Genomic DNA, 24155 nt, shown 5'->3' on the forward strand with positions numbered 1-24155 from the left:
CGGTTGCTGCTCAGTTGGAGGCGACGCCCAGCTGGCCGCCACCGTCGGTGTGCAGCTCCGTGGCGGAGGCGAACGACGAGTCCAGGCGGGCCTGCAGGGCCTCGAGCTCGTGGAACTCGCTGGAGGAGGCCGACTCGGAGCCCTCGGCGGCGAACACGTGGTCCGTCTCGGCGGCGGAGTGGTCGTAGGACGTGAAGTCCGACTCCTCGTACTGCGCGCCGCTCGGGTCGGTGTACGACACGTGGTGGCCCTGGTCGAAGCTGGTGGACTCGGCGGACGCGTGGTCCTGCTCGAAGACGCCGAACTGCGAGTCGTAGTTGCTGTCGCTCGCGTCGACCTGGTGCAGCTGGTTCAGCGACTCATGGTCCTGACCAGCCTCGACGTGGCCGTAGTCGGCGCCGGTGTCGAAGTCGCTCATGGGAGATCCCCTTCAATTGCTAACGCTTGGTGACGACATCGACGGTACGGCCTGTCCCGCCGCCTGGAATCCCCCGAACGTGCCACCGTGGCAAGCTGGTCGAACCGTCCGGTATGTGCTGGAGCGCCGCGAAAGCGGCCTCGGCGTTCGTCAGGGCGGCCCGGGACGCGGGCAGCAGCGGCAGCCGGACGTCCGGGGTGGGGATCCGGCCGGCGGCGTGCAGCACTGCCTTGATCACGGCCGGGTTCGGCTCCGCGAACAGCGCCGCCGACAGTGCGGCGAGGGCGGACCCGAGCCGCCTGGCGGTGGCGACGTCCCCCTCCCGCCAGGCTCGCGCGAGGGCCACGAACCGGTCCGTCGCCACGTGCGCGGACGCGAGGATCCCGCCGGCGGCGCCGATGGCGAGCAGCGGGCCGACGACCGTGTCGTCGCCGCCGAGCACCGCGAACCCGGCCGGCAGCGCGCCGAGCAGCGTCACCGTGTCGCCGCTGACCGGGCCGTCGGACAGCTTCATGCCGGCCACTCCCGGGATCGCCGCGACCGCGAGCAGGGTGTCGACGTCCAGGGGCTGTCCCGTCCGGTACGGCACGTGGTACACCACGACCGGCAGCGGCGACGCGGCGGCGACGGCCCGCAGATGGGCGAGCACACCGGCCGCGCCCGGACGGGTGTACGGCGGCACGACCACCATCGCGGCGTCCCCGCGCACGTGCCGGACCGCCTCCACGGTCGCCGCCGTCGAGCTGTCACCGACCCCGACGAGCAGCGGCGTGCCGTACACCGCGGAAACCTCCCGGCAGGTGGCCACGACCGCGGCCCGCTCGGCCCCGGTCAGCGTCGCCGGCTCCCCGGTGGTGCCCAGCGCGACCAGCCCCGCGGCCCCCTCGTCGAGCACCCGCCGGGCCAGCCCGTCGAGCGCGGCGAGATCCACCGACCCGTCAGCGGCGAACGGCGTCACGAGCGGCACGAAGATCCCTTCAAGCTCCATGTACTCAGGGTCGCCGCCACGCGAGCGGAAGGTCCAGTTCACATTCGTGGCGCCGAGCATAAGCTGAACTGATGCTCGACGTGCGCAAGCTGCGCCTCCTGCGCGACCTCGCCGACCGCGGCACCATCGTCGCCGTCGCCGCCGCCCACAACTACACGCCGTCCGCGGTGTCGCAGCAGCTCGCCGCGCTGGAGCGGGAGGCCGGCACGGCGCTGCTGGCCCGCACCGGCCGCGGCGTCACGCTCACCGCCGCCGGCACGGTCCTCGCGGCCCACGCCGAGGAGGTCCTCGCCGCCCTCGAGCGCGCCACCGCCGCACTCGCCGCGACCCGCACCGGCCTGTCGGGCCCGCTGCGGATCGGGGCGTTCCCGACCGCGATGCGGACGCTGCTGCCGGCGGCGCTGGTCGCCCTGGCGGGGGAGCACCCGGCGCTCGACCTCACCGTCGACGAGCTGGACCCGGCGCTCGTCCCGCCCCGCCTGCGCGACGGCACCCTCGACGTCGCACTGGTGCACGACTACGACCTCGTGCCGATCGCCCCCGACCCGGCGCTGGACACGGCCCCGCTGCTGGACGAGACGATGTACCTCGCGGCGACCCGCCCCCTCGATCTCGCCCAGTGCCGCGACGAGCCATGGATTCTCGCCGGCCCCGGGACGCTGTGCCACACGATGACACTCCGGGCGTGCGAGGCCGCCGGGTTCTTGCCCCGCGCCCGCCACCACGCCGACGACTTCGTGACCGTCCTGACCCTCGTCGCCGCCGGCCAGGGCGTCGCCGTCGTCCCCGAGCTAGCCTTGCACCCCCCAGCACCCTCAGCCGGCGTCGTGCTGACCCCGCTCGCAATGAGACGCCGGACGAGATTCGCCTACCGCTCGGGCGCCGGCGCACACCCGTCAATCGCCGAGTTCATCACCACCGTCCGCTCGGTCGCCGCCACCGGATTGCCAACCCCGACAATCCGATAATCCGCCAGGCATGCGCGCGCCATCGTTGCGTCCCGCGCAGATCGCCATGCCAGTCCCGGCGTGGCCCTTGGCCGAGCACCGCGCTCACTGCGGTTCTCCGGCCGCCGTGGTCTTCTCGCCCGGACCGTCCTGTCGATCCCTGGAACCGGATTGCCGGGTGCGGCAATCCGATAATCCGCCGGACGGCCGTTCGGTCATCTTCGCGCTCCCGTCGACCGCCATGCCAGTTCCGGCGCTGCCCCTGGGTCGAGCACTGCGCCCACTGTGACTCTCGGGCCGCTGCGGTCTTCTCGCCCCGTCCTGCCGGTCGCTGCAACCGGATTGCCAGTTGCGGAAGTCCAGTATTCCGGCCATCCGTTGGGCGGGCGTCCGGCCATCCGTTGGGCGGGTGTCCGGGCATCTACGCGGACCCGTCGATTGCCGTGTCGTTCCCGGCGCGGGCTCGGTCGACTGCCGCCTCCGCTGTGGTTCGCTTGGTCGTGCCGTCTGCTGGTCGCGCTGTCCTGCTGGTCGTGCCGTCTGCTGGTCGCTGCGATCGGATTGTTGGGTGCGGCAATTCGGTAATTGGGTGGGCGTGTTCGCGGTCCCGTCATTGCTGGCTTGGGGTCGGTGCGGCCAGTCGGTCGCCGTCTCGGTCGCCGCGGTCTTCTTGGTCGGACCGTTCTGTTGTCGGCGTGGCGGGATTGTTGGGTGCGGTAATCCGGCAGTCCGCTGGCCAAGAGAACCGCAGCCGGCGTGCCACTCGACCGGGCCCACGCCGAGACCGACACGGCGCTCGACGCAACCACGGACACACCCGCCTGCCCACCGGATTGTTGGGTTGGGTAATCCGGTAACGCGGTGGTGCGGAGCGGTTGCCGGGTGGGAGCGTGGTGGGGGCGTCGGTCAGGCCGGCCGTGTCGGTGTCGACGTTGGACTGCGTGACCGCCTTCACCCCTCAGGACCCGGTTCTGCATCTGCTGCGCCGCGCCACGTTCGGGCCGACGTCCGCGAGCGAGGCCGAGCTGCGCAAGCTCGGTGCCGTCGCGTGGCTGGACCGGCAGCTCGCCCCGGCGACCATCGACGACGCCGCGTGCACGAAGCTGCTCACGCGGTACCCGATGGCCAACCTCGACATCGCCGGGGTGCGTGCCAAGGTGAAGGCCGGCGCCATGAAGTCCGGGGGCTGGGACGCCATGCAGCAGCTCGGCTCCGCCGCCGTCGCGCGCGCCGCGTGGAGCAACCGGCAGCTGCTCGAGGTCATGGTCGACGTGTGGTCCAACCACCTCAACGTCACCTGCCCGTCCAGCGACGTCTGGGACAGCCGCGGCGCCTACGACTCCCTGATCCGCCGGCACGCCCTCGGGACGTTCGCCGACCTGCTGAAGGCGTCCGCCACGTCACCGGCGATGCTGTCGTACCTCGACAACCGCAGCTCCACGAAGGCGAAACCCAACGAGAACTACGCCCGCGAGCTGATGGAGCTGCACACCGTCGGGCTGATCTACACCGAGGCCGACGTGAAGGACGCCGCGCGGCTGCTCACCGGGCTCACCGTCGACAAGACCACCGGCCTGTACAAGTTCGACGCGACCCAGCACGCGACCGGCGCCGTCACCATCCTCGGCTGGCGGCACGACAACGCGACCGCCGGCGGCGGGGAAGCGGCCGCGCTCGCGTTCGTGGACATGCTCGCCCAGCACCCGGCCACCGCCGAGCGCGTGGCCCGCAAGCTCTGCGTCCGCTTCGTCTCCGACGACCCGCCGGCGGCCCTCGTGCAGCGGCTGCGCGAGGTGTACCTGCAACAGAAATCGGCAATCGCGCCGGTCCTGCGGGCGCTGTTCACGTCACCGGAGTTCGCCGCGTCCGTCGGCGCGAAGGTCCGCACCCCGCTGGAGGACCTCATCGGCACGGTCCGCCTGCTGGGCCTGCAGCCGGAGGCGTCCGGCACCGAAGGGGTCCGCGCCCTGTACAACTACCTCGTCGCCGCCGGCCACGCCCCGATGCGCTGGGCGCCGCCGAACGGCTACCCGGACGTCGCCGCCGCCTGGACCGCCCCCTCGGGCCTGCTGATCCGCTGGAACGCACACCTGAACCTCGCCGCCGGCTGGTACCCCAAGCAGCTCGTGCGCCCGGCGTCGATGCTCGCGACGCTGGTGCCGACGCTGCCGGCCACGCACGGCGCGTTCCTCGACGCCCTGGCCACCCGCCTCGTCGGGCAGCCCCTGCAGGTGGCGCACAGCGCGGCGCTGCTCGGCTTCCTGAACAAGTCGGCGTCGAGCCCGCTGAAGGCGACCGACCCCGCCGTCGCCGGCCGGCTGCCGCACCTCATCGCCCTGATCCTCGACTCGCCCTACTACCTGGCCAGGTGACCGTCATGATGGATTGCTGTATTACCGACAACGGTATTTCGCGGCGCGGGCTGCTGGGCCGGGCCGCCGTGATCGGGGCGGGCGCCGCGCTCACCGGGCTCGTCGGGGAGGGCCTCGCGACCCGGCTGGCGTTCGCCGGCACACCGTACACCGGCGACACCATCGTCGTGCTGTCGTTGCGCGGCGGGTTCGACGGGCTGTCCGCCGTCGTCCCGATCGGCGACCCCGACTACTACACCGCCCGCCCCACCATCGCCGTGCCGAAGGCGTCGGTGATCGCCGGGGACGGGATGTTCGGCCTGCACCCGGCGTTCGCGCCGCTGCTGCCGCGCTGGACCGCCGGCACGTTCGGCGCGGTCCACGCCGTCGGCCAGCCCAACCCGTCCCGGTCGCACTTCCAGGCGATGGAGGAGATGGAGCGGGCCGCCGCCGGCACCTCCGTGCGCACCGGCTGGCTCGACCGGATGCTCGGCGTCACCGGCGCCTCCGCCCCGACCGCGGGCGTCGCGATGGGCGCGACGTCCCCGGCCCGCGCGTTCGCCGGCCCGTCCCCGGACGTGTCGATGTCGTCCGTCGACGGCTTCAAGCTCTCCGGCAACGACGCCAGGACCCCGATGGCCGCGACCATCGCCAAGCTGTTCGACGGCGCCCCGGCGGTCATGGCCGACCCGGCCCGCGCCGTCAACGCCACCCTGGGCACCGTCGCCGCGCTCGGCGCGTACACCCCGGCGGCGACCTACCCGTCGACCGCCCTCGGCAGGGCGCTGTGCGACGTCGCGCGCCTGGTGAAGTCGAACGTCGGCCTGATGGCGGCCACCGTCGACTTCGGCGACTGGGACATGCACGAGGGCCTCGGCGGCCCCGTGAAGGGCCAGCGGATGCACGACCACCTGACGGAGCTCGCCCTGGCGCTGGCGGCGTTCGCGACCGACCTCGGCGACGCCTTCAACCGCGTCACCCTGGTCACGCTCAGCGAGTTCGGCCGGCGCGTCGCGGAGAACGGCTCCCGCGGCGTCGACCACGGCAACGGCAACGCCATGCTCCTGCTCGGCGGCAACGTCCGCGGCGGCCGCGTGCACGGCATCTGGCCCGGCCTCGCCCCGGCCAAGCTCACCGCCGGTGACCTGACGTCCACCACCGACTACCGGTCGGTGATCGGTGAGCTGCTCCAGCGCCGCTGCGGCGTCGGGTCGCTGACGGGCATCTTCCCGAACGTCACGCCGTCCTCGTACGAGCTGGCCCTGGCCCGCCGCTGATGCCGGCGAGCAGGAGGGCGAGACCGCCGCGGAACTCCTCGTCGGTGCCGACCTGACGGGCCGCCGCGCCGAGCTGCCGCATGTGTGGGAACGCGGCGGGGTCGAGCCCGGCGATGGCGGCCGTGCCGGGGCCGGACAGCGGGCCGAGGTGCTCGAGCTGGATCGCGCCGACGAGGTACGACAGCAGCCCCCGCAGCGCGACGACCCTGCGCTCCGGGTCGGTGACGGTCTCGGCCAGGATGCCGGCGACCGTCTCCGACCAGCGCAGGATGGCGGGCGACCGGTGCCGGTGCGTCATGGTCAGCGGGACGACGGCCGGGTGGGCGCCGACCGCGACGCGGACCCGCTCCACCATGACGGTGATCCGTCCGGGCCAGTCGCCGCCCTGCGGTGGTGTGGGGTCCACGGCGCCGAGCACCAGCTCGACGACGAGGCCTTCGAGCGCCTCGCGGTCGTCGACGTAGCGGTACAGGCTCATCGTGCCCATGCCGAGCTGCTGGGCGACGGCGCGCATGGTCAGCCCGGCCGGCCCGTCACGGTCGAGCACCGCGAGCGCCGCCGCGGCGATCTGCGCGGATGTGAGTGATCGCGGTCGAGGCATGGCACTTGACAGCGTACGTCATACGCCTACGCTTGCCGGTAAGAGTACGTTGTACGCTTACGATCACGCGGAGGTGTCATGCTCGTCGTCGATTCCCGGCGCCTGCAGGTCGTCGTGGGGGAGCCGGTCGCCGTGCCGGACCCGTCGCTGCTGGTGCACCTGCAGTTCCGCCGCTTCGCCGGCTGCCCGGTCTGCAACCTGCACCTGCGCTCGATCGTCCGCCGCCACGACGAGATCACCGCGGCCGGCGTCCGCGAGGTCGTCGTGTTCCACTCCACCGCGGCGGCGCTGCGCGAGCACGTGACGGACCTGCCGTTCCCGGTCGTGCCCGACCCGCAGAAGCGCCTGTACCGAGAGTTCGGCGTCGAGTCCTCCCGCCGGGCCCTGCTCGACCCCCGCGTCTGGCCCACGATCCTGCGCGCCGTGGCCCGCAGCACCTGGGCCCTGCTCCGCGGCCGCGAACGCCCGCCGTCGCTCACCCCGGCCGGCGGCCGCTTCGGCCTCCCGGCCGACTTCCTCATCACCCCCGACGGCACGGTCCTCGCCGCGAAGTACGGCGAGCACGCCTACGACCAGTGGCCCGTCGACGAGCTCCTGAGCCTCGTCGAGCGGCACGGGTAGGACTGGCACCGGCGGAGCTGGCCGCAGACGCGGCGGACTGACCCGGCCCGGCGGCGCTGCGCGGCGATGGTGCGCCGCGGGTCGGACACAGGGTGCGCGTACTGTGCGCGCAGGTCCGTGAGGATCGGGGGCCGACCCGAGGAGGATCATTGAAGCGCAGTGCCGCGCTGGCCGTCGTCGCCGTCCTGGCGGTCAGCGGATGCAGCTCGCCGAGCAAGGGCAGCGCCGCACCCGCCGCTATGACGCCGAGCGCCCCGGGCGCGACGGGTGGGTCCGGCGCCGGCGGCCTGGGCGCCGCGAGCCAGTCCGCGTCCGCGCCGAGCGGGGCGTGCACGATCTTCCCCGCGGACAACGTGTGGCACGCCGACGTGTCGAGGCTGCCGGTGCACCGGGACTCGGCGGCGTGGGTCGGCAGCATCGGGGCGCAGGCGCACGCGCACCCGGACTTCGGCTCGGGGCTCATCGACGGCGCGCCGTTCGGCATCCCGGTCACGACGGTCGGGCAGGGGCAGGCCGGCGTGAAGGTCAGCTTCGAGTACGCGGACGAGAGCGACAAGGGCCCGTACCCGATCCCGCGCAACGCCAGGATCGAGGGCGGCCCGAACGCCGACGGGGACCGGCACGTCATCGTGCACGACACGGCGGCCTGCAAGGTGTACGAGCTGTACGCCGCCCGCCCGAACGCGGACGGGTCGTGGAAGGCCGGGTCCGGGGCGGTGTTCGACCTGCGCCGCAACGACCTGCGCAAGGCCGGCTGGACGTCGGCGGACGCCGCGGGCCTGTCGATCCTGGCCGGGCTGCCGCGCGCTGACGAGGTCGCCAAGGGCAGGATCGACCACGCGATCCGGTTCACCGCGCCGCGCACGAGGAACGCGTACGTGTGGCCCGCCCGGCACGCGGCGTCCAGCAGCACCGACGCGAACCTACCGCCGATGGGTGCCCGGTTCCGGCTGAAGGCGTCCGTCGACATCTCGAAGTTCCCGGCGCAGGCGCGAGTGGTGGCGCAGGCGCTCAAGCAGTACGGAGCCGTTCTCGCCGACAACGGCTCGCCGTGGTTCTTCTCCGGCACGCAGGACGACCGGTGGAGCAACGATCAGCTCAACGCGCTCAAGGGGCTGAAGGGCAGCGACTTCGAGGCGGTGGACGCCAGCCTCCTGATGGTCGACGCGAATTCAGCCCGCTGTAAGCCATAAACCTAGCGTCCTAGGATGCGCTACGCGCTGTGGTGTGGACCACGGGCGCGTGACCATGGTCAAAGAACCGGTAGATTAGGCATCGCCGGCAATACCCGCGCGGGAGAGATCGTCTGCATTCAGGGCGACGCCGAAGGGGCAAATCCTCCCCGGAACCTCTCAGGCAGAAGGACCGCGACGGGTTGGCACCTCTGGAGGCCACACGACAGAGGGGGAGGGACGTGCGCAGCCCCGACCCCCGGATCCGAAAGAGTGTGGCCAATGACCAGTTTCGCGAGCAGGCACATCGGACCGTCGCCGGACGAGCAGACGACGATGCTGAAGACCGTCGGGCACGACTCCGTCGAGGCGTTGATGACGGCGGCCATCCCCGGCTCGATCCGCTGGCACCAGCCGCTCCAGCTGCCCCTTGCCGCGTCCGAGGCCGAGGTGCTGGGGGAGCTGCGCGCCCTCGCGGCGGCGAACCGGACGCTCGTCAGCATGATCGGCCTCGGCTACTACGGCACGCACACGCCGCCGGTCATCCTGCGCAACGTCCTGGAGGACCCGTCGTGGTACACGGCGTACACGCCGTACCAGCCGGAGATCAGCCAGGGCCGGCTCGAGGCGCTGCTCAACTTCCAGACGGTGATCACGGACCTGACGGGGCTGCCGGTCGCGGGCGCGTCGCTGCTGGACGAGGCGACCGCCGCCGCTGAGGCGATGACCCTGGCGCGGCGCTCGTCGAAGGTCAAGCCCGACGTGTACGTCGTGGACAGCGACGTCCTGCCGCAGACCCTTGCCGTCATCCGGACCAGGGCGGAGCCGCTCGGCATCGACGTGCGGACGGTGAACCTGCGGACCGAGGAGCTGCCGGCGGAGTTCTTCGGCCTGCACCTGCAGTACCCCGGCGCGTCCGGCGCGGTCCGTGACCTGGCGGACATCACCAGGCAGGCGCACGACAAGGGCGCGATCGTCACGTTCGCCGCGGACCTGCTCGCGCTGTGCCTGCTGCAGGAGCCGGCGGCGTTCGGCGCGGACGTCGCGGTCGGCAGCGCGCAGCGGTTCGGCGTGCCGATGGGCTTCGGCGGTCCGCACGCCGGCTACATGTCGGTCCGCAAGGGCCTGGAGCGGACCCTGCCGGGGCGGCTCGTCGGCGTGTCCAAGGACGCGGACGGCGCCCCCGCCTACCGGCTCGCCCTGCAGACCCGTGAGCAGCACATCCGGCGGGAGAAGGCGACCAGCAACATCTGCACCGCGCAGGTGCTCCTCGCGGTCACGGCCAGCATGTACGCCGTCTACCACGGCCCCGACGGGCTGCGGGAGATCGCGTCCCGCACGCACGACATGGCGGTGCGGCTCGCGGCGGGGCTGCGGGCCGGCGGTGTCACCACCGAGCACGAGGCGTTCTTCGACACGGTGACGGCCGTCGTACCGGGGAAGGCGAAGGACGTCGTCGGCGCGGCCGCGGACCGGGGGATCAACCTGCGGCAGGTCGACGCGGACCGGGTCGGCATCGCGTGCGACGAGACGACGACGTTCGGGCACCTGCGTGACGTCCTGGCCGCGTTCGGTCTCGCGCACGTCGACGTGACCGCGCTGGACACGGCGGACGTGGTGCCGGCCGAGCTGCGCCGCACCAGCGACTACCTGAGCCACCCGGTGTTCTCCACGCACCGGTCGGAGACGGCGATGCTGCGGTATCTGAAGCGGCTCTCCGACATGGACTACGCGCTCGACCGGGGGATGATCCCGCTCGGGTCGTGCACGATGAAGCTCAACGCGACCGTGGAGATGGAGCCGATCACCTGGCCGGAGTTCGCCAACGTGCACCCGTTCGCGCCGGCGGCGCAGACGCAGGGCTACCGGAAGCTGATCGGTGACCTGGAGCGGTGGCTGGCGGAGGTCACCGGCTACGACGCGGTGTCGCTGCAGCCGAACGCGGGGTCGCAGGGCGAGCTGGCGGGCCTGCTCGCGATCCGTGCCTACCACCACTCGCGGGGCGACACCGGGCGGGACATGTGCCTGATCCCGTCGAGCGCCCACGGCACGAACGCGGCGAGCGCCGTGATGGCGGGCATGCGGGTCGCGGTGGTGGCGTGTGACGAGCTGGGCAACGTCGATCTCGGTGACCTCGAGGCGAAGATCGAGCTGCACCGGGACCGGCTGGCCGCGATCATGGTGACGTATCCGTCGACGCACGGGGTGTACGAGGCGGGAATCTCCGACCTGTGCGCGAAGGTGCACGAGGCGGGCGGCCAGGTGTACGTCGACGGGGCGAACCTCAACGCGCTGCTCGGCTACGCGAAGCCGGGGCAGTTCGGGGCGGACGTGTCGCACCTGAACCTGCACAAGACGTTCTGCATCCCGCACGGCGGCGGCGGCCCGGGTGTCGGCCCGGTCGCGGTCCGTGCCCACCTGGCGCAGTTCCTGCCGTCGCACCCGGTCTTCGAGCAGGACGGCGCGCAGGACGGTGTGACGGCGCCGGTCGGGCCGGTGTCGGCGGCGCCGTGGGGGTCCGCGGGAATCCTGCCGATCCCGTGGGCGTACCTGCGGCTGATGGGCCCGGACGGGCTGACGAAGGCGACGGCGACGGCGGTCCTCGCGGCGAACTACGTGGCGGCGCGGCTGCGGGAGCACTACCCGGTGCTGTACAGCGGCAGCGAGGGTCTCGTCGCGCACGAGTGCATCCTGGACCTGCGCGCGATCACGAAGACGACCGGTGTGAGCGTGGCGGACGTCGCGAAGCGGCTCATCGACTACGGGTTCCACGCGCCGACGATGTCGTTCCCGGTGTCGGGCACGCTGATGGTGGAGCCGACCGAGAGCGAGGACCTGGCGGAGCTGGACCGGTTCTGTGACGCGATGATCGCGATCCGTGAGGAGATCGACCGGGTGGCGTCCGGGGAGTGGCCGGCGGGGGACAACCCCCTCGCGGGCGCGCCGCACACGGCGGCGGTCGTCACCGCAGACGAGTGGGCGCACGCCTACCCGAGGTCGCTCGCCGCCTACCCGGCCGGTGTGACGGTGGCGAAGTACTGGCCGCCGGTGCGGCGGATCGACGACAGTTACGGCGACCGGAACCTGGTCTGCTCGTGCCCGCCGGCGTCAGCCTTCGAGGAGTGAGTGGCTACGGAGTGTGACCGCTCAGGCGGCTTTGACGAGGACGTGCATGGCCGGGCCGCGGTGCGGTTCGATCACGCTGCAGTCAGGAAGTAGCTCTCCGGTGTCCTCGAAGACGATCACTCCGTTGCACAGGAGGCTCCACCCCTGTTCGGGGTGCGAGGCCAGGATCCTGGCCGCTTCGTGGTCGGAGTCGTGGGCCGAGGGGCACGCTGGTTGGTGCTGGCAGAGCATCCGGGGTCTCCGTTTGAGAGGTTCAGGTGGGGCCTGTGGGGTGGTTCACATGACCAGTGATGCACGCTACTACGGCCAACGACACGAATCCGCACATGTGACGGCACAACTTGGGGATAATCCGCCATTCGTATGAGCCCATTAGGACCGGTCGTCGGGTATTGGCCCGGGACGGTGGATCTGCACCCTCCCGGGTCGGAACCGGCGTGCCGGCCACACGTTTGGGAGCGTTCCCGGCTGGAGTGGCGTTCGCGCGACGGCGGTGACCCTCTGCAACTGCTGGAGGCGTTCCTCGTCGACGCCGGATTGCCCGTCTCCGACGTGTCCCGGTCACGGACGGTGACGGACGGGGTGTGTGGCGCGGCGGTGCTCCTGGCGCCGCCGTCGGCCGTGGCGTCGCCGGCGCCGGGCGTGCCGGATCTCGTCGCGGTCGTCTACGCCCACACCCCGCCGCCGTACGCGTTCGCGGGGCCGGCCGTGCCCGGCGACGCCCGGGTGGGCCCGTGGACGCCGAGCTGGACCCCGGGGGAGCACGCCGCCGCGGTCGAGGCGGTCCGGGCGGCGATCGCCCGCGGCGACGTCTACCAGGCCAACGTCGTCGGCCACGCGAGCGCCCCGTTGGCGGGCGACCCGCGCGCCGCGCTCGCCAGGGTCGCGGCGCTGCCGGGTGCCCGCTACGGCGGGGTGCTGTCCGGCGCGGACGGCGGCTGGTGGGTGGCGTGCGCGTCGCCGGAGACGCTGGTCGAGGTCGCCGGCGGCCGCGCGGTGACCCGCCCGATCAAAGGCACCCGCCCCGCGACCGCGCAGGGCCGCGCGGAGCTGCTCGCGTCGGCGAAGGAACGCGCCGAACACGTCATGATCGTCGACCTGGAGCGCAACGACCTGGGCCGGGTCGCCCGGACCGGCAGCGTCCGCGTCGACGAGCTGTTCGCGATCCGCCGCTGGTCGCGGCTGTGGCAGGCGGAGTCGACGGTCAGCGCCGACCTGGCGCCCGGCGTCGGCCTCGCCGGGCTGCTGGGCGCGGTGTGGCCGGGTGGTTCGGTGACCGGCGCGCCGAAGCTCGCCGCGATCGACGTCGTCAGTGCGCTGGAGCCGGTCGGGCGCGGCCCGAGCATGGGCGCCGCCGGCTGGATCGGCCACGGCGCCGACGGCAGGCTCCGCGTCGACCTGGGCCTGACGATCCGCACCGTCGCCGTCGCCGACGGTCTCGCGCACGTGTGGGCGGGTGGCGGCATCGTCTGGGACAGCGACCCGGTCGCCGAGGTCGCGGAGGCCGCCGCGAAGACCGCCCCGATCAAGGCCGCCCTGAGCGCCTGACGGCGGGCGGTCCGCTCACCATGGTGAGCGGACCGGCCCCGAGCGTCAGACCTTGCCGAAGATGGCGGTGAGGAGGACCTCGTTGATGTCGAACGCGGTCTTCGACGTGTAGAGGGTGCCGCCGCTGACCCGGGAGATCTCCTGCAGCGCCGCGAAGTCCGCGTCGTTGCCGTACCCGACGGTCACGATCGGCACCTTCTTGTCCGACGCCGCGTTCGCCTCGAGCTTCGGGCGCAGCTGGTCGAGGCTGAGGCCGCCGGTCGGGTCGTCGTTCTTCCCGTCGGTCATCAGCACCACCAGGTTCGTGGCGCCGGGCTGGTACGCGTCGACCACGGCCTGCTGGGCGGCGGCGGCCGTGTCGTACAGGCCGGTGTCGCCGACCGGGGTCAGCTTGTCGATCGCGGCGACCATCTGCTCCCGGCGGGACTTGCCGCTGAGCTGGTCGCCGACCCGGCCGATCGGGATCAGCGACTTGTAGTCCTGCTGGCCGTTCTGCCGGGTGGAGAACACCCACAGGCCGGCGTCGACGTCGCCGTCGAACAGCTGCACGGCCTCCCGGGCGGCGTCCTTCGCCAGCTGCATGCGGTTGCGGCCGGTGCCGGGGACCTGCTCGGCCATGGAGCCGGAGATGTCCAGGACGAGCAGGACGTTGGTGGGGCGGGTCAGCGCCGTCCACGAGTCCATCGACTGCTTGACCGACTCCGGCAGCAGCACCGCCCGCGGCACCGTCTTGATCTTCGCGCTGAACGCGTTGTCGGCGCTCAGCGCGGTGCCGGCGTCGCGGTTCGGGTCGCGGAACCCGGCGTCGAGGAACGCCTTGCGCCCCTGCGGGCCGCGCAGGTACGCGAGGAACTGCCGCGCCGTGTCCTGTTTGTCCTTCTCCGCCCACGGTGCGTCGAGGATCAGGTACGGGTTGTCGGCGTCGGCGCTGCCGTTGGACGGGTACACCGCGACCAGCGGCACCTTCGGGTTGGTCTTGTTGTAGGCGAGGACGTCCTGCTCGAGGGCGGGGAACGCCGACACGTACCGCAGCGCGGCGGTGTCGCCCTGACCGTCGGCCTTGGCCAGGTCGGCGAGCAGCGCGGCGGTGGTCGGGGTGTAGACGGCGCGTTCCTGCTTGAGCTTGGCGAGGGTCGCCTGCTCGTCGGCGGTGACCTCACCGTCGTCGTTGCCGTCGAGGATCGCCATCAGGGCGAGCAGGCCCGCGGTCGACTGCAGCGGGTCGCTCATCCCGAACTTGAACTTGCCCCAGTCGCCCTTGCCGTACTTCGCCCAGCCCTGCGGGTCGGCGGCGACCTTGTTGATGACGTCCTGCCACGACAGCTCGCCGCCGGGCCAGCCGAGCGCCTCCGCCATCGGCTTCGGCATGGCCAGGACCGACGGGGTCCGGGCCAGCATCGGCTGCAGGTCCGGCATCATCCGCTCGGCGATCGCCGCCGTCGAGGCCCGCCGCACCCACGCGGTCGAGTCCGGCACCCACACGTCCGGCGGGGCGCCGGTCTTGGTGTCCCAGTCGGTGCCGAGCGCCTGCGCCATCGACGCGGTCTCCCGGGCGGTGACCTCGACGCGGCCGCAACGCCCCGCGACCGCCGGGTCGCTGTCCGTCCACGACTTGGCGAGGGACTGCAGCAGTGGCGCGGTGCTCGGCGACGCGACGATCTTCGCGGTGACCGTCCCGTTACAGGACGGTTGCAGCAGCCGGACGCCGCCGTACGCGGCGCCGCCGGCGACGAGCGCGGCGACGACCGCGCCGATGATCACTAACCGGCGTCGTGATCGGCGCTGAGCTGGGCTCTTGCGGTGTGACCGCACGTCCGCCCTGTCGGCCTGGTAGGCCATGGGTGTGCCTCCGGGGGTGGGAAGTCGGCACAGTTTAGGCCCTCGTCAACGATCGTTCACGCCGCCCCGAAGTAGCCTGTGACGCGTGACGATCCGACCGATCCGTGTGCTGGGCGATCCCGTGCTCCGCACCCCCTGCGAGACTGTGACCTCGTTCGATGCCGAGCTGCGTGCGCTCGTGCGTGACCTGCTCGACACGGTGACCGGTGAACCGGGCCGTGCCGGGGTCGCCGCGCCGCAGATCGGGGTGGGGCTGCGGGTGTTCTCGTACGCGGCGAACAAGCAGGTCGGCTACCTCGTCAACCCGACGATCACGGCGCTGGACGGCGCCCAGGACGGCGAGGAGGGCTGCCTGTCGATCCCGGGGCTGTGGTTCCCGACCCCACGGGCGATGCACGCCACCGTCGAAGGGTTCGACGAGCACGGCGAGCCGGTCACCGTGTCCGGCAGCGGCCTGCTCGCCCGGGCGCTGCAGCACGAGACCGGCCACCTCGACGGCGTCCTGTACGTCGACACCCTCAAGGGCGACGCCCGCCGGCAGGCGCTGCGCGCGGTCCGGTCCCAGTTCGCGCCACGCGTCACACGGTGATGAACTGCGGGTGGGCGTGGCGCAGGAAGTCGTGGTGCGCCACCTCCCACCCGTAGGCGCCGGTCCCGGCGAAGACGAGGACGTCGCCGGCCCGCACCGACGCGACCGGCGCGTCCCGGGCGAGGACGTCGCGCGGGTTGCACTGCTCCCCGGCGACCGTGACCGTCGCGTCCCGCACGCCGGGCCGTTCGAACGGGTAGGGCCACGCGTCGACGGGCAGCACCGTGAACGGGTGGCTGTACCCCCACGACGCCGGCAGCCGGAAGTGGTGGGTGCCGCCGCGGACGACGACGAACCACTGGCCGTGGGTGCGTTTCACGTCGACGACCTCGGTGGCGTACCAGCCGGCGGTCGCCGCGACGAACCGTCCGGGCTCCACGACGAGGGTCGCCCCGTCCGGCAGCTCCAGTCCGGCCAGACCGGCCTTGAACACTTCCAGGTCGAAGCGGCCGTCACCGGCGACGTCGACGCCGAACCCGCCGCCGACGTTGATGACCGGCGCCGGCACGCCCCACCTGCGGGCCGCGTCACCGGCCCAGGCGACCGCGTCACGGATGAACGCGGCGTGCGCGGCCGCGTCCAGGTTGTTGGACACCGCGTGCAGATGGAAGCCCTGGACATTCCGGGCGATCGCGAATGCTTCGGGCAGGAGCGCCTCGTCGATGCCGAACGCCGTCGGGACGCCCGCCATCGCGTGGGTGCCCGGCAGCGCCGGGTGCGTCCGGTTGACCCGCAGGCACACCTTCGCACCGCCGTACACCTGCAGCCGCCGCAACTCGTGGAGACTCTCGACGTTCACGGTCGCGCCCGCCTCCACCGCGGCGCGCAGGTCGGCGTCGGTCTTCGCGGGCCCGCTGAAGATCGCCGGTAGCCCGGCCGCCGCGCGCAGCTCGCCGCCGGAGGCGACCTCGAACGCGTCGACGTGTCCTCGCAACGCCGCGACGACGTCCTCGTTGCCGTTGGCCTTCATCGCGTACGCGATCCGGGTCCCCGGCGGCAGCGCGTCGCGGAGCGCGGCCACGTTTGCCCGCAGCCGCTCCCGGTCGTAGACGTAGACGCAGACGGGACGTCCGGCGCCGCGTATGGCGGCGGCCACGTTGGGGGGAACCACGCTTCGACTCCAGTTCACGCACCGGTAGGCTGGCCGGCGATGCAGCTCGACTCCCGCGACCCGATCGCCCTGTGGCAGTACGCGGAACGGTATCTCGGCGTCGGGACCCGGACCTACAGCCCCTACGCCGGCGACCTCGACATCTCCGACGTCCACCACCCCCAGCTCGGCGCGGAGTCCTTCCAGCTGCCGACGTTCCAGGTCCCGTCGCTGCGGACCGCGGCGTCCGGGCTGGTCGAGTCGTCGTTGCCGCTGCTGTACGAGGGTCTGCTGCCGGTCCATCCGGACGCCCTGGACGCCCCCGACCTGGTGGGACGCGCCGAGCTGCTCGGGTCGCCGCGCGGCCCGTCGCTGACCGCGGTCCCGTCCGCGAACGCCCGCACCGTCTTCGTCACCGCCGTCGACGGCCGCCCGGTCGAGCCGCACTTCGTGAAGCTGCACTACCCGCGGCGCCTGTCCCGCTTCACCCGCCGGCTGCGCCGCCCGATCATCGAGCTGCAGCTGTGGGTGTCCGACCACCTCGCCGCCGCCGGCACCCCGATCCTGCCGGAGGTCGCCGGCGGCTGGTTCGGCACCGGCGGCGACGCTGATGAGCATGCCTGGGGCTATCTGCTGCGGGCGGCCCGCCCGCTCGCGCCCGCCCCGGCGTGGACGGTGCCGCTGTTCGCGCTGTACGGTCGCGACCTGCACCACCCGTCGGACCCGACCCTGCTGGAGCAGCTTGTCGTCCGCTCCGGCGAGGACCCGCTGACCTACGTCGCGTCCCGGATCGTGGCGCCGATGGTCCGGCTGTGGTCGGAGGTGGCCCGCACAACCGGCTGCCCGCTGGAGACCCACGGCCAGAACACGCTGTTCGCGTTCGACGCCGCCGGCGACGAGACCCGCATCCTGTACCGCGACTGCGCCATCTACGTCGACGCCGCCCACCGCGCCCGCCTCGGCCTGACCGACCCGCTGCCGCCGACGAACGTCATCCCCCGCGACGTGCCGATGGCCGCGGACGAGGTGTTCAGCCTGACGTACGACAGCTTCATGGGCCACCACGCCCTGTCCTACGTCGCCGCCCTCGCGTCGTCGCTGTGGCAGGTCCCGCCGGCCGCCCTGCACGCCGTGGCCCGCGAGGCCTTCACCGCGCAGGACCTGCTCCCGCCGACGGTCTTCTACTACGACAACGTCCTGTACGACAACGGCGACTGGAAACTCGTCGACACCGGCCAGCACCCCGACTGGCGCTGATCACCGCGGCAACGGCCCGCCGCCGAGCCCTTGCACGCTGCCGCGGAGCGTGTCGTGCCGCCCGGCCGGATCGGGCACCTCGGTGACCAGGCACAGCTCGTTCTCCCGCGACAGCCAGGCGACCCGCAGGTCGGCGCGCTGCCGGAGGTCGGGCAGACCGAGGTACGCGGCGGCGACCTCCCGGCAGTCCGCGTCGGTGTCGTCACCGGGTGCGACGGTGCCGACGAACTCCGCGGCGTGGCTCTGCGTGCACTCGCCGAACAGGTACTCCTGCTCCTCCTCGTCGTCCCCGTCTGTGCCTGTGCCTTTGTCTGTGCCTGTGTCTGTGTCTGTGACGAGGCACGTGATGGCCAGCCGCCGGTCGCCCCGCATGCCGTCCTTCATGCTGCGGGTGCTGCCGACGGGACGCCCGCCGGTGCCGGCGGTCTCCGCGAGCGCGCACAGCAGCCGCCCGCGCACAGGGTCCTTGTCACGCAGCAGCCCGTAGTCGGTGCGCGACTGCTCCCACGGCCCACCGAGGAACGACTCGGCCTCCTCCCGGCAGCGCTCCTCGGCGCCGGCCCCGGTCAGGATCGCGATCGCCTCGTAGTCGTGCGGCTCGTCACAACCGACCGCCCGCACCGCACCCGTGTCAGGCAGGATCCCCGCGGCGGCAGGCGCCGTGTAGCATCCGAGCCCGCCCTCACCACCCGTCTCCCGCCACCACAGGAACACCGCGCCGGCAACGGCCAGCACCAGTACCACCACCAGAGTCTTCGTCCGCACGCAGCGGGACGGTAGCGCCCCACCCTCCCCCGACCAAGCGCATTTCGACCCTGGTCGCCGGGCGCGGCGGGCCGGGGTCAGCGCAGCGGGTTGGGGATGTGGCACCACAGGTCGTGCAGGGGGTCGTCGGCGAGGCGCATCGCGGTGGTGGCTTTCAGGGGCCAGGTGTCGGCGAAGCAGGCCTTGCGGTCGTCGGGGTCGGTGACGGTGGCATGGAGGGTCGCGGCGACAGTGTCCCAGGCGGCGGTGGTGTGTTCGGCGCCGAGGGCGTGGACGAGTTCGGTGAGGACGGTGGACAGGGCGGCGGCGAAGAGCTTGGTGCGCAGCTCGTCCTCGTCGCCGGTGGGCAGGGCGCCGATGAGCGGGGGCATGGGGAGCCCGGCGCGGTCGAGGCGGGGCTGGTGGACGTGGAGGCCGCCGAGGTCGCGGTACCAGATGGTGGTGGGGCGGCCGTCGCGGAGCTCGACGAGGGTGTTCTGGCCGTGGGCCTCGAGGGCGACGCCGTCGCGGAGCAGGGCGAAGAGCGGTGGCAGCATCAGCCGGACCAAGTGGCCGAAGAAGGTGAGGGTGAGCAGGTCGGGGCGGTGCGGCAGGACGGCGAGGGGCACGACGAACGCGTCGGGTGGTGGGGCCTGACGCCAGACGGCACCGAGCGCGCGCTGCGGGTCGCCGTGGTCGTCGAGGACGGTCGCGGCGGTGGTTTCGCGCAGCACCCGCAGGCCGGTGGTGCGGGCGGCGAGGGTGGCGACGAGGTCGGATGCCAGGGGCCCGTTGTGGACGGCGGCCGCGGACAGCGTCCGCACGGCGCTGGTCATCTGGACCTCGACCGCGGTCTTGAGGTGCTCGCCGGGGGTGTCGTGCGGGGCGAGGGTCCGCAGCGACATGAGGGGTGCGGCGGGCAGCTCGCGGCCGGTGTCGCGGACGAGGCCGGTGGCGAGCGCCCGGTCGAGCTGCCACGGGTGCACGGGCAGCAGCGGCGGGCGGGGAACGCCGTTGGTGTGCCATCTGGCGGGGTCGACCTCGACGATGCGGAGCCGGACGGTCGGGTGGTGCTCCGGCGCGTACGCGAGCACGTCGGCGGTGCTCATGCCGATTCTGGTGCGGCAGCACGGGTGCAGCGGGTGCCCGTCGACGACGGACTGCTCCAGCGAGACGAGGTCGTGCGCCGCCCCCCGGGCCCAGGGGGCGGCCAGGGCCAGGGCGAGGTTGGCGACGCTGTTGTCGAGCTCGCGGGCGAGCCGGTCGGCGTGGCCTGCCGGGCGCAGCGCCTCGAGGAGGCGTGCGGGGTGGGTGTACGCGACGCCGCCGGCGACCACCTCGGCGGGCGCGGCGTCGTACAGGTGCCGCGGCGGCGACGAGCCCAGCTGCCGCGGGTCGACGATGCCCTCCCGCCACAGGGCGCCCCACAGCCGTCGCAGCACGCCGGCCCGTGCCGCCGGCAGCACCCGCAGGTAGGCCTCGACCAGGTCCGGCCGGATTTCGCGCAGTACGCGCAGCGTCGTCGTCTCGTCCGGTGCCACCAGCGCTTCCACTCTCAAATCCTAGCATCCTAGGACGCCTTAGGCGACGTGCCTGACGGCACGCCTTTCAAACCCCTGTCTCCGACAGGGGAGAGCGGGGCGGAAGTGGCGGTTGGGAGTCGCGTCGTCCGATCGGTCGGACTTGTCGCGGCGGTCATCGGGCTGCCCGTTCACCTGCGGTGATGCTGTCATGTACAGGAGGATCAAGCGTGGAGCACGGACGCTTCGGGAGGCACCACATGGAGATTCGACAGTTGTCGTCGGCCACGCACGCCGCTGTGCCGGTCAAGGCGACGAACACACCCGCGGTCGAGCCGGTCGCGCCGCCCCCTAAAGGTGGGCTGCCGGCGTCGCAACAGGTGTTGAGCCAGCTGACGCCGGGTGATCGTGCGGCGATCTCGGGGTTGACGGGGTATCACCTGTCGCCGACGGGTGCGGTGACGAACGTCGGTGGGATGCCGCCGTGGTCGTTCATCATGGCGTTCGCGGCGTCGCGGACGGCGGTGCAGCCGGTGGAGGACACGGAGCCGGCGAAGGACGTGTCCCGCGTCGAGCACGTCGACGTGACGGTGTAAGAACAGCTGGCGTGAACGCCGGCGTCGGGAGCGCCGTGGTGCTGGGTGTAGGTGACCTGGTGCGACGGTTGGAGTTGGCGATGTCGGGTGTTCGTGGTGGCGTGGTCGCGACGGCGGTGCGGTTGCAGGCGCAGTGGGTGGCGCAGGCGGTCGGCGGTCGCGGGCGGGTCACGATGCGGTGGGCTGCGGTTCGTGGCCATCGCCGGGGTGTCCGCCCCGCTTGAGACGTGCGCCGCCGGCCAGTGTTGACCGGCGGCGCTTCTGGTGTCCGGGTGGGTGCGCTGGCACGCCGACGGCCCGCGCACCCGGATCCAGCTTAGGGTTCTGGGTATGACTCAGGAGCCGGTTGTGTTGTGGCGGGGTGTCGCGGTCGCGTTGGTGACGCTGTTCGCGGAGGACGGTTCGGTGGATGTCGCCGGCACCGCGGCGCATGCGGAGCGGTTGGTGGCTGCGGGTGTACGAGCCGTGCTGGTCGCTGGTTCGACGGGTGAGGCGGACGCGCTCAGTGATGGTGAGCGGGTGGCGTTGGTGTCGGCGGTGCGTCGGGCGTGTCCGGGGGTGCCGGTGGTGGCTGGTGCGAGTGGTGCGTGGGCGGGTCCGGCGGCGGAGTTGACGGCGGCGTCGGTGGCGGTGGGTGCGGATGCGGTGTTGGTGGCGCCGCCGCGGCGGGCTGGGGATCTGCGGGCGTTCTTCGAGCGGGTGGTCGCGGCGGCGGACCGCCGGCCGGTGCTGGCGTATCACTTCCCGGGGGTGGCGGGTGGTGCGGTGCCGTTGGAGGTGTTGCCGTCGTTGCCGGTGGCGGGGTTGAAGGATTCGACGGGGGATCCGGAGCGGTTGCTGCGGTTGTTGTCGGAGTGGGACGGGGCGGTGTATGTGGGTTCGTCGGCGTTGGTGTCGACGGCGGGGATGTTGGGTGCGGCGGGGGCGATTCTGGCGGTGGCGAATGTGGCGCCGGAGGATTGTGTGGCGGCGTGGGAGGGTGACGCGGCGGCGCAGTTGCGGTTGACGGCGGCGCATGTGGCGGCGAAGTCGGAGTTTCCGCATGGTTTGAAGCGTTTGGTGGCGGATCGCTTCGGGACGTCGGTGGCGGCGCGGATGGGTTGATGCGGGTTACGGTCGGGTTTCCGGCTGTAAGAAGGCGTCGCGGCGTGTTGACGGTGGGTGGCCGGCGTTTTTCCATGGGTGTATGGCTATTGATGCAGTGCTGACAGCGTCGTCGGTGCGGTCTGGGTTGGTCCCGTCGTTGCTGGCGGTGATCGACCGGCGGGACTGGGCCGGTCTGGTGGATCTGGTGACGGATGATGTGGTGTACCACCGGCCGGGGTGTCCTCCGATCGAGGGTGTGTCGGCGTTCGTGGAGTTCTATGAGCGGCGGTGCATCGTGATGTCGGGCCGGCATGCGGTGCAGCGGTGTGTGGAGCTGCCGGACCAGGCGTTCTGCTGGGGCCGTTTCGAGGGCATGTCGCACGCTGGTGTGCCGTTGGTGGAGACGTTCGCGGACTGGTTCGAGCTGCGTGACGGCCGGATCAGCGGTCGTCGCACGTTCTTCTACCGTCCGGCGATCTGAGCTGCTGGTTGCCGGGGCCGGCCGGCCCCGGCAACGTCGGTGGTGGGCCGGTTCGGTGTGATTCGGGTGGCGGTCCGGTCCGTTGGGTTGCGATCCTGCGTGCGTGACTGATGACGCGGTGCTGGGTCGTGCCCGGCGGGTGTGGGCCGCCTTGGCCGGTGCGCCGGTGACGTTCGCGTCGTCGGGGTTGGATGTGGCGGTGTCCGCGGCGTCGTTGCTGTGCCCGCCGGGTTGGGTGGGTGTCGTCGCGCTGGGCGGTGCGGCGGTGGCGACTGCTCCTGATGAGGGTGCGGCGGAGTTGGTGCGGTGGGCGTTGGCTGGTCTGCCGGTGCCGGCGATGACCGACCCGGTGGCGGTGTCGGGCAGGCTGCCGGTCGATGCGGTGCTGGGCCCGGCGACGTTGGCGTTCTGTGACGCGGCCCGGTTCCGCCCCGCCGGCGCCGGGTCCGGCGGGGTGGTGGCGGTGGGTGCGGGTGACGCGGGTGTGCGCGGGTTGCTGGGCCGGGTGCCGGCCGCGGACGCCGGCGAGGCGGGCCTGGACGAGATCACGTCACCGGCGTACGTGTTCCGCACCGCCGACGGTGTCGTCGCGGCCGCCGGTTACCGGGTGTGGGAGGGTGCTGTCGCGCACGTGAGTGTGCTGACGGCCCCAGCCGAGCGCGGCCGGGGCCTGGCGCGTCTGGTGGCCGGCGCGGCGGTCGCCGCGGCGCTGGACGCGGGTCTGCTGCCGCAGTGGCGGGCCCGCCCGGAGCCGTCGCGCCGGGTGGCACGAGCGCTCGGGTTCGTGGAGCTGGGTTCCCAGCTGAGTGTCCGGCTCAATCGGTAGCGGGTGGGCTGAGCTGAGCAGGGTTGCTGGTGTCAGCTTGAGCGGTGGGTTCTCGGCACGATGGGATCTATCGGTTGGGTGGGGCTGTTCTCTGCTTCGAACCAGTCGGCCAGGTCGAACGTGCTCCCGCATGCGCCGCATCCCGCTCGGCCGAATAGGTATGTGAGCCCGCCAGCCAAGGTCGTTTCGCCGCCGGCGGCCGCGGTGTCGTGCATCCATCGACGTATTCCTCCTAGTTCGGCAGGGGTGATCGGCTGGAGCGGAACTCGATGGATGTCGCCGTCGTTGTGGTCGCGGATCGCCGAGTAGTACCCGTAGTCGCCGATGACGATCGCCAGGCGGGTGGAGCAGTGAGGGCAATCGAGGTGATGGTGCTCGTCGGTGAAGTCCATGCTGATGGAAGCCCAGAACGTGTAACCGGCGAAGGCCAGCGTGTCCTGCAACTGCTGGACTGTCGCGGGCCCGGCGGCTGAGGCGAGGCGTGATTGGGCGACGTGGTGCAGCGCTGCCAGCGCCCTGCGAGCTGGCCCGGACCAGAGGGTCGTCCTCGTGGTTTCGGTGCAGCGTCCGTGTGATCACCCCGGCGAGATCCAGCGCGCGGTCACGCTGCTCGGTGTCGCCGGATTGCGCAAGCCGGCTGAGTGCGGGCAGAGCAGCGAAACCGGCCGAGCAGAAGCATTCGGCCTCGACAACCAGACGCCTGTCGAGCTCCGTCCACAGGGCGTCATCCGGCTCGTGCGCAAGCCGGTCGAGTAGCTCGCCGACGATGACGCCCGAATCACCCCGCGCATCGCGCACTGCAGTCCAGTCGATCACTGAATGATCCAACACCACGGCCCATTCGCAGCGGGAAGTACGCCTCGGCTGACGAGAGCTGCTCCTGTCCGGCTCCTCCGGGCCCGATGGTCGCCGCAACCCCGCCGATCCTGCCGTTGTCCACACCCTCGCCACATGCGACTGGGTCAAGAAGGGCTGCGCCAAGGCCATCACCCGTTACGGTCGCGTCGACCTGCTCTGCATCGACGAAGCGGTGCCGAACTGCTGTTCCAGCTCCGTCGTGCGGGTCTGGGTCTGCCTG

Annotated in this window: 23 protein-coding genes and 1 riboswitch; of the genes, 14 read left to right on the forward strand and 9 right to left on the reverse strand. The window is 72.3% G+C overall.

The window, feature by feature from the left end:
* Positions 1 to 10: 10 nt before the first annotated feature.
* Together AB0I21_RS12755 and AB0I21_RS12760 are read right to left on the reverse strand one after the other, a co-directional pair.
* Positions 11 to 418: a hypothetical protein gene (locus tag AB0I21_RS12755; RefSeq protein ID WP_360560703.1), complete on the reverse strand. Its 408-nt coding sequence runs from the start codon at positions 416 to 418 to the stop codon at positions 11 to 13.
* A 19-nt stretch (positions 419 to 437) separates the two neighbouring features.
* Positions 438 to 1406, reverse strand: a complete 969-nt coding sequence (locus AB0I21_RS12760; protein ID WP_360560705.1) for a dihydrodipicolinate synthase family protein — start codon at positions 1404 to 1406, stop codon at positions 438 to 440.
* A gap of 71 nt (positions 1407 to 1477) precedes the next feature.
* Here AB0I21_RS12760 and AB0I21_RS12765 point away from each other — a divergent pair, with 71 nt between their 5' ends.
* The 3 genes from AB0I21_RS12765 to AB0I21_RS12775 all read left to right on the forward strand — a co-directional run bounded on the left by AB0I21_RS12765 (position 1478) and on the right by AB0I21_RS12775 (position 5981).
* Complete coding sequence (locus AB0I21_RS12765; protein ID WP_360560707.1) at positions 1478 to 2374, forward strand: LysR family transcriptional regulator; 897 nt, start codon at positions 1478 to 1480, stop codon at positions 2372 to 2374.
* A 920-nt stretch (positions 2375 to 3294) separates the two neighbouring features.
* On the forward strand, positions 3295 to 4725 hold the full coding sequence (locus AB0I21_RS12770) for a DUF1800 domain-containing protein (RefSeq protein ID WP_360560709.1): 1431 nt from the start codon (positions 3295 to 3297) through the stop codon (positions 4723 to 4725).
* Positions 4726 to 4730: 5 nt separating this feature from the next.
* Positions 4731 to 5981, forward strand: coding sequence for a DUF1501 domain-containing protein (locus AB0I21_RS12775; RefSeq protein ID WP_360560711.1), 1251 nt, complete (start codon positions 4731 to 4733; stop codon positions 5979 to 5981).
* On the opposite strand, the gene AB0I21_RS12780 is transcribed toward AB0I21_RS12775, so the two are convergent.
* Complete coding sequence (locus AB0I21_RS12780; RefSeq protein WP_360560713.1) at positions 5941 to 6582, reverse strand: TetR/AcrR family transcriptional regulator C-terminal domain-containing protein; 642 nt, start codon at positions 6580 to 6582, stop codon at positions 5941 to 5943. The genes AB0I21_RS12775 and AB0I21_RS12780 overlap by 41 nt on opposite strands.
* Positions 6583 to 6660: 78 nt before the next feature.
* Between AB0I21_RS12780 and AB0I21_RS12785 the strand changes: the two genes are divergently transcribed.
* From AB0I21_RS12785 to gcvP, 3 genes are all read left to right on the forward strand, one after another.
* Positions 6661 to 7203, forward strand: coding sequence for a peroxiredoxin-like family protein (locus AB0I21_RS12785; protein WP_360560715.1), 543 nt, complete (start codon positions 6661 to 6663; stop codon positions 7201 to 7203).
* 149 nt (positions 7204 to 7352) lie between these two features.
* A complete protein-coding gene (locus AB0I21_RS12790; RefSeq protein ID WP_360560717.1) occupies positions 7353 to 8396 on the forward strand; it encodes a hypothetical protein in 1044 nt (347 codons plus the stop codon).
* 90 nt (positions 8397 to 8486) lie between these two features.
* Positions 8487 to 8581: riboswitch (glycine riboswitch) on the forward strand.
* 76 nt (positions 8582 to 8657) lie between these two features.
* Positions 8658 to 11501, forward strand: a complete 2844-nt coding sequence (gene gcvP, locus AB0I21_RS12795; protein WP_360560718.1) for an aminomethyl-transferring glycine dehydrogenase — start codon at positions 8658 to 8660, stop codon at positions 11499 to 11501.
* Positions 11502 to 11522: 21 nt separating this feature from the next.
* Here the strand turns inward: gcvP and AB0I21_RS12800 are convergent, their stop codons facing one another.
* Complete coding sequence (locus AB0I21_RS12800; RefSeq protein WP_360560719.1) at positions 11523 to 11732, reverse strand: DUF5999 family protein; 210 nt, start codon at positions 11730 to 11732, stop codon at positions 11523 to 11525.
* 132 nt (positions 11733 to 11864) lie between these two features.
* Between AB0I21_RS12800 and AB0I21_RS12805 the strand changes: the two genes are divergently transcribed.
* Positions 11865 to 13049 carry a chorismate-binding protein gene (locus AB0I21_RS12805; RefSeq protein ID WP_360560721.1) on the forward strand — a complete coding sequence of 395 codons (1185 nt, stop codon included), beginning with the start codon at positions 11865 to 11867 and terminating at the stop codon, positions 13047 to 13049.
* A gap of 45 nt (positions 13050 to 13094) precedes the next feature.
* Here the strand turns inward: AB0I21_RS12805 and AB0I21_RS12810 are convergent, their stop codons facing one another.
* Positions 13095 to 14810, reverse strand: a complete 1716-nt coding sequence (locus AB0I21_RS12810; RefSeq protein WP_360560722.1) for a substrate-binding and VWA domain-containing protein — start codon at positions 14808 to 14810, stop codon at positions 13095 to 13097.
* A 163-nt stretch (positions 14811 to 14973) separates the two neighbouring features.
* On the opposite strand from AB0I21_RS12810, the gene AB0I21_RS12815 reads away from it, so the two are divergent.
* Entirely contained in the window at positions 14974 to 15477 is a 504-nt protein-coding gene (locus tag AB0I21_RS12815) for a peptide deformylase (RefSeq protein ID WP_354890589.1), read from the forward strand.
* Here AB0I21_RS12815 and AB0I21_RS12820 read toward each other — a convergent pair.
* Positions 15467 to 16588, reverse strand: a complete 1122-nt coding sequence (locus AB0I21_RS12820) for an alanine racemase (protein ID WP_360560725.1) — start codon at positions 16586 to 16588, stop codon at positions 15467 to 15469. The two genes, AB0I21_RS12815 and AB0I21_RS12820, sit on opposite strands and share 11 nt — an antisense overlap.
* A gap of 39 nt (positions 16589 to 16627) precedes the next feature.
* On the opposite strand from AB0I21_RS12820, the gene AB0I21_RS12825 reads away from it, so the two are divergent.
* Positions 16628 to 17824: an IucA/IucC family C-terminal-domain containing protein gene (locus tag AB0I21_RS12825; protein ID WP_360560727.1), complete on the forward strand. Its 1197-nt coding sequence runs from the start codon at positions 16628 to 16630 to the stop codon at positions 17822 to 17824.
* Here the strand turns inward: AB0I21_RS12825 and AB0I21_RS12830 are convergent, their stop codons facing one another.
* On the reverse strand, positions 17825 to 18589 hold the full coding sequence (locus tag AB0I21_RS12830) for a septum formation family protein (RefSeq protein ID WP_360560728.1): 765 nt from the start codon (positions 18587 to 18589) through the stop codon (positions 17825 to 17827). It lies immediately after the preceding gene.
* Positions 18590 to 18666: 77 nt separating this feature from the next.
* Entirely contained in the window at positions 18667 to 20121 is a 1455-nt protein-coding gene (locus tag AB0I21_RS12835; RefSeq protein ID WP_360560730.1) for an IucA/IucC family protein, read from the reverse strand.
* A 227-nt stretch (positions 20122 to 20348) separates the two neighbouring features.
* Between AB0I21_RS12835 and AB0I21_RS12840 the strand changes: the two genes are divergently transcribed.
* The 4 genes from AB0I21_RS12840 (at position 20349) to AB0I21_RS12855 (ending at position 23077) form a co-directional block, all read left to right on the forward strand.
* Positions 20349 to 20684 (forward strand): hypothetical protein, encoded by a 336-nt coding sequence (locus tag AB0I21_RS12840; protein WP_360560732.1) that lies wholly within the window; start codon positions 20349 to 20351, stop codon positions 20682 to 20684.
* A 330-nt stretch (positions 20685 to 21014) separates the two neighbouring features.
* The gene (locus tag AB0I21_RS12845; RefSeq protein WP_360560733.1) at positions 21015 to 21788 is read left to right on the forward strand and encodes a dihydrodipicolinate synthase family protein; all 774 of its coding nucleotides are present in this window, start codon (positions 21015 to 21017) and stop codon (positions 21786 to 21788) included.
* A 115-nt stretch (positions 21789 to 21903) separates the two neighbouring features.
* Positions 21904 to 22251, forward strand: a complete 348-nt coding sequence (locus tag AB0I21_RS12850; protein ID WP_360560734.1) for a nuclear transport factor 2 family protein — start codon at positions 21904 to 21906, stop codon at positions 22249 to 22251.
* Positions 22252 to 22354: 103 nt separating this feature from the next.
* A complete protein-coding gene (locus tag AB0I21_RS12855) occupies positions 22355 to 23077 on the forward strand; it encodes a GNAT family N-acetyltransferase (protein WP_360560735.1) in 723 nt (240 codons plus the stop codon).
* Between the two features lie 32 nt (positions 23078 to 23109).
* On the opposite strand, the gene AB0I21_RS12860 is transcribed toward AB0I21_RS12855, so the two are convergent.
* Positions 23110 to 23520 (reverse strand): hypothetical protein, encoded by a 411-nt coding sequence (locus tag AB0I21_RS12860; RefSeq protein WP_360560737.1) that lies wholly within the window; start codon positions 23518 to 23520, stop codon positions 23110 to 23112.
* Positions 23521 to 23626: 106 nt separating this feature from the next.
* Between AB0I21_RS12860 and AB0I21_RS12865 the strand changes: the two genes are divergently transcribed.
* Complete coding sequence (locus AB0I21_RS12865; RefSeq protein ID WP_360560739.1) at positions 23627 to 23833, forward strand: hypothetical protein; 207 nt, start codon at positions 23627 to 23629, stop codon at positions 23831 to 23833.
* Positions 23834 to 24155 lie beyond the last annotated feature (322 nt).

It is taken from the genome of Dactylosporangium sp. NPDC050588 (assembly GCF_040654975.1).
GTDB lineage: Bacteria > Actinomycetota > Actinomycetes > Mycobacteriales > Micromonosporaceae > Dactylosporangium > Dactylosporangium maewongense.

Coding starts and splice junctions, on each gene's coding strand:
- AB0I21_RS12780 (WP_360560713.1), bottom strand. CDS start 6,582: ATGCCTCGACCGCGATCACTCACATCCGCGCAGATCGCCGCGGCGGCG.
- AB0I21_RS12755 (WP_360560703.1), bottom strand. CDS start 418: ATGAGCGACTTCGACACCGGCGCCGACTACGGCCACGTCGAGGCTGGT.
- gcvP (WP_360560718.1), top strand. CDS start 8,658: ATGACCAGTTTCGCGAGCAGGCACATCGGACCGTCGCCGGACGAGCAG.
- AB0I21_RS12785 (WP_360560715.1), top strand. CDS start 6,661: ATGCTCGTCGTCGATTCCCGGCGCCTGCAGGTCGTCGTGGGGGAGCCG.
- AB0I21_RS12760 (WP_360560705.1), bottom strand. CDS start 1,406: ATGGAGCTTGAAGGGATCTTCGTGCCGCTCGTGACGCCGTTCGCCGCT.
- AB0I21_RS12765 (WP_360560707.1), top strand. CDS start 1,478: ATGCTCGACGTGCGCAAGCTGCGCCTCCTGCGCGACCTCGCCGACCGC.
- AB0I21_RS12805 (WP_360560721.1), top strand. CDS start 11,865: ATGAGCCCATTAGGACCGGTCGTCGGGTATTGGCCCGGGACGGTGGAT.
- AB0I21_RS12775 (WP_360560711.1), top strand. CDS start 4,731: ATGATGGATTGCTGTATTACCGACAACGGTATTTCGCGGCGCGGGCTG.
- AB0I21_RS12845 (WP_360560733.1), top strand. CDS start 21,015: ATGACTCAGGAGCCGGTTGTGTTGTGGCGGGGTGTCGCGGTCGCGTTG.
- AB0I21_RS12800 (WP_360560719.1), bottom strand. CDS start 11,732: ATGCTCTGCCAGCACCAACCAGCGTGCCCCTCGGCCCACGACTCCGAC.
- AB0I21_RS12840 (WP_360560732.1), top strand. CDS start 20,349: ATGGAGATTCGACAGTTGTCGTCGGCCACGCACGCCGCTGTGCCGGTC.
- AB0I21_RS12825 (WP_360560727.1), top strand. CDS start 16,628: ATGCAGCTCGACTCCCGCGACCCGATCGCCCTGTGGCAGTACGCGGAA.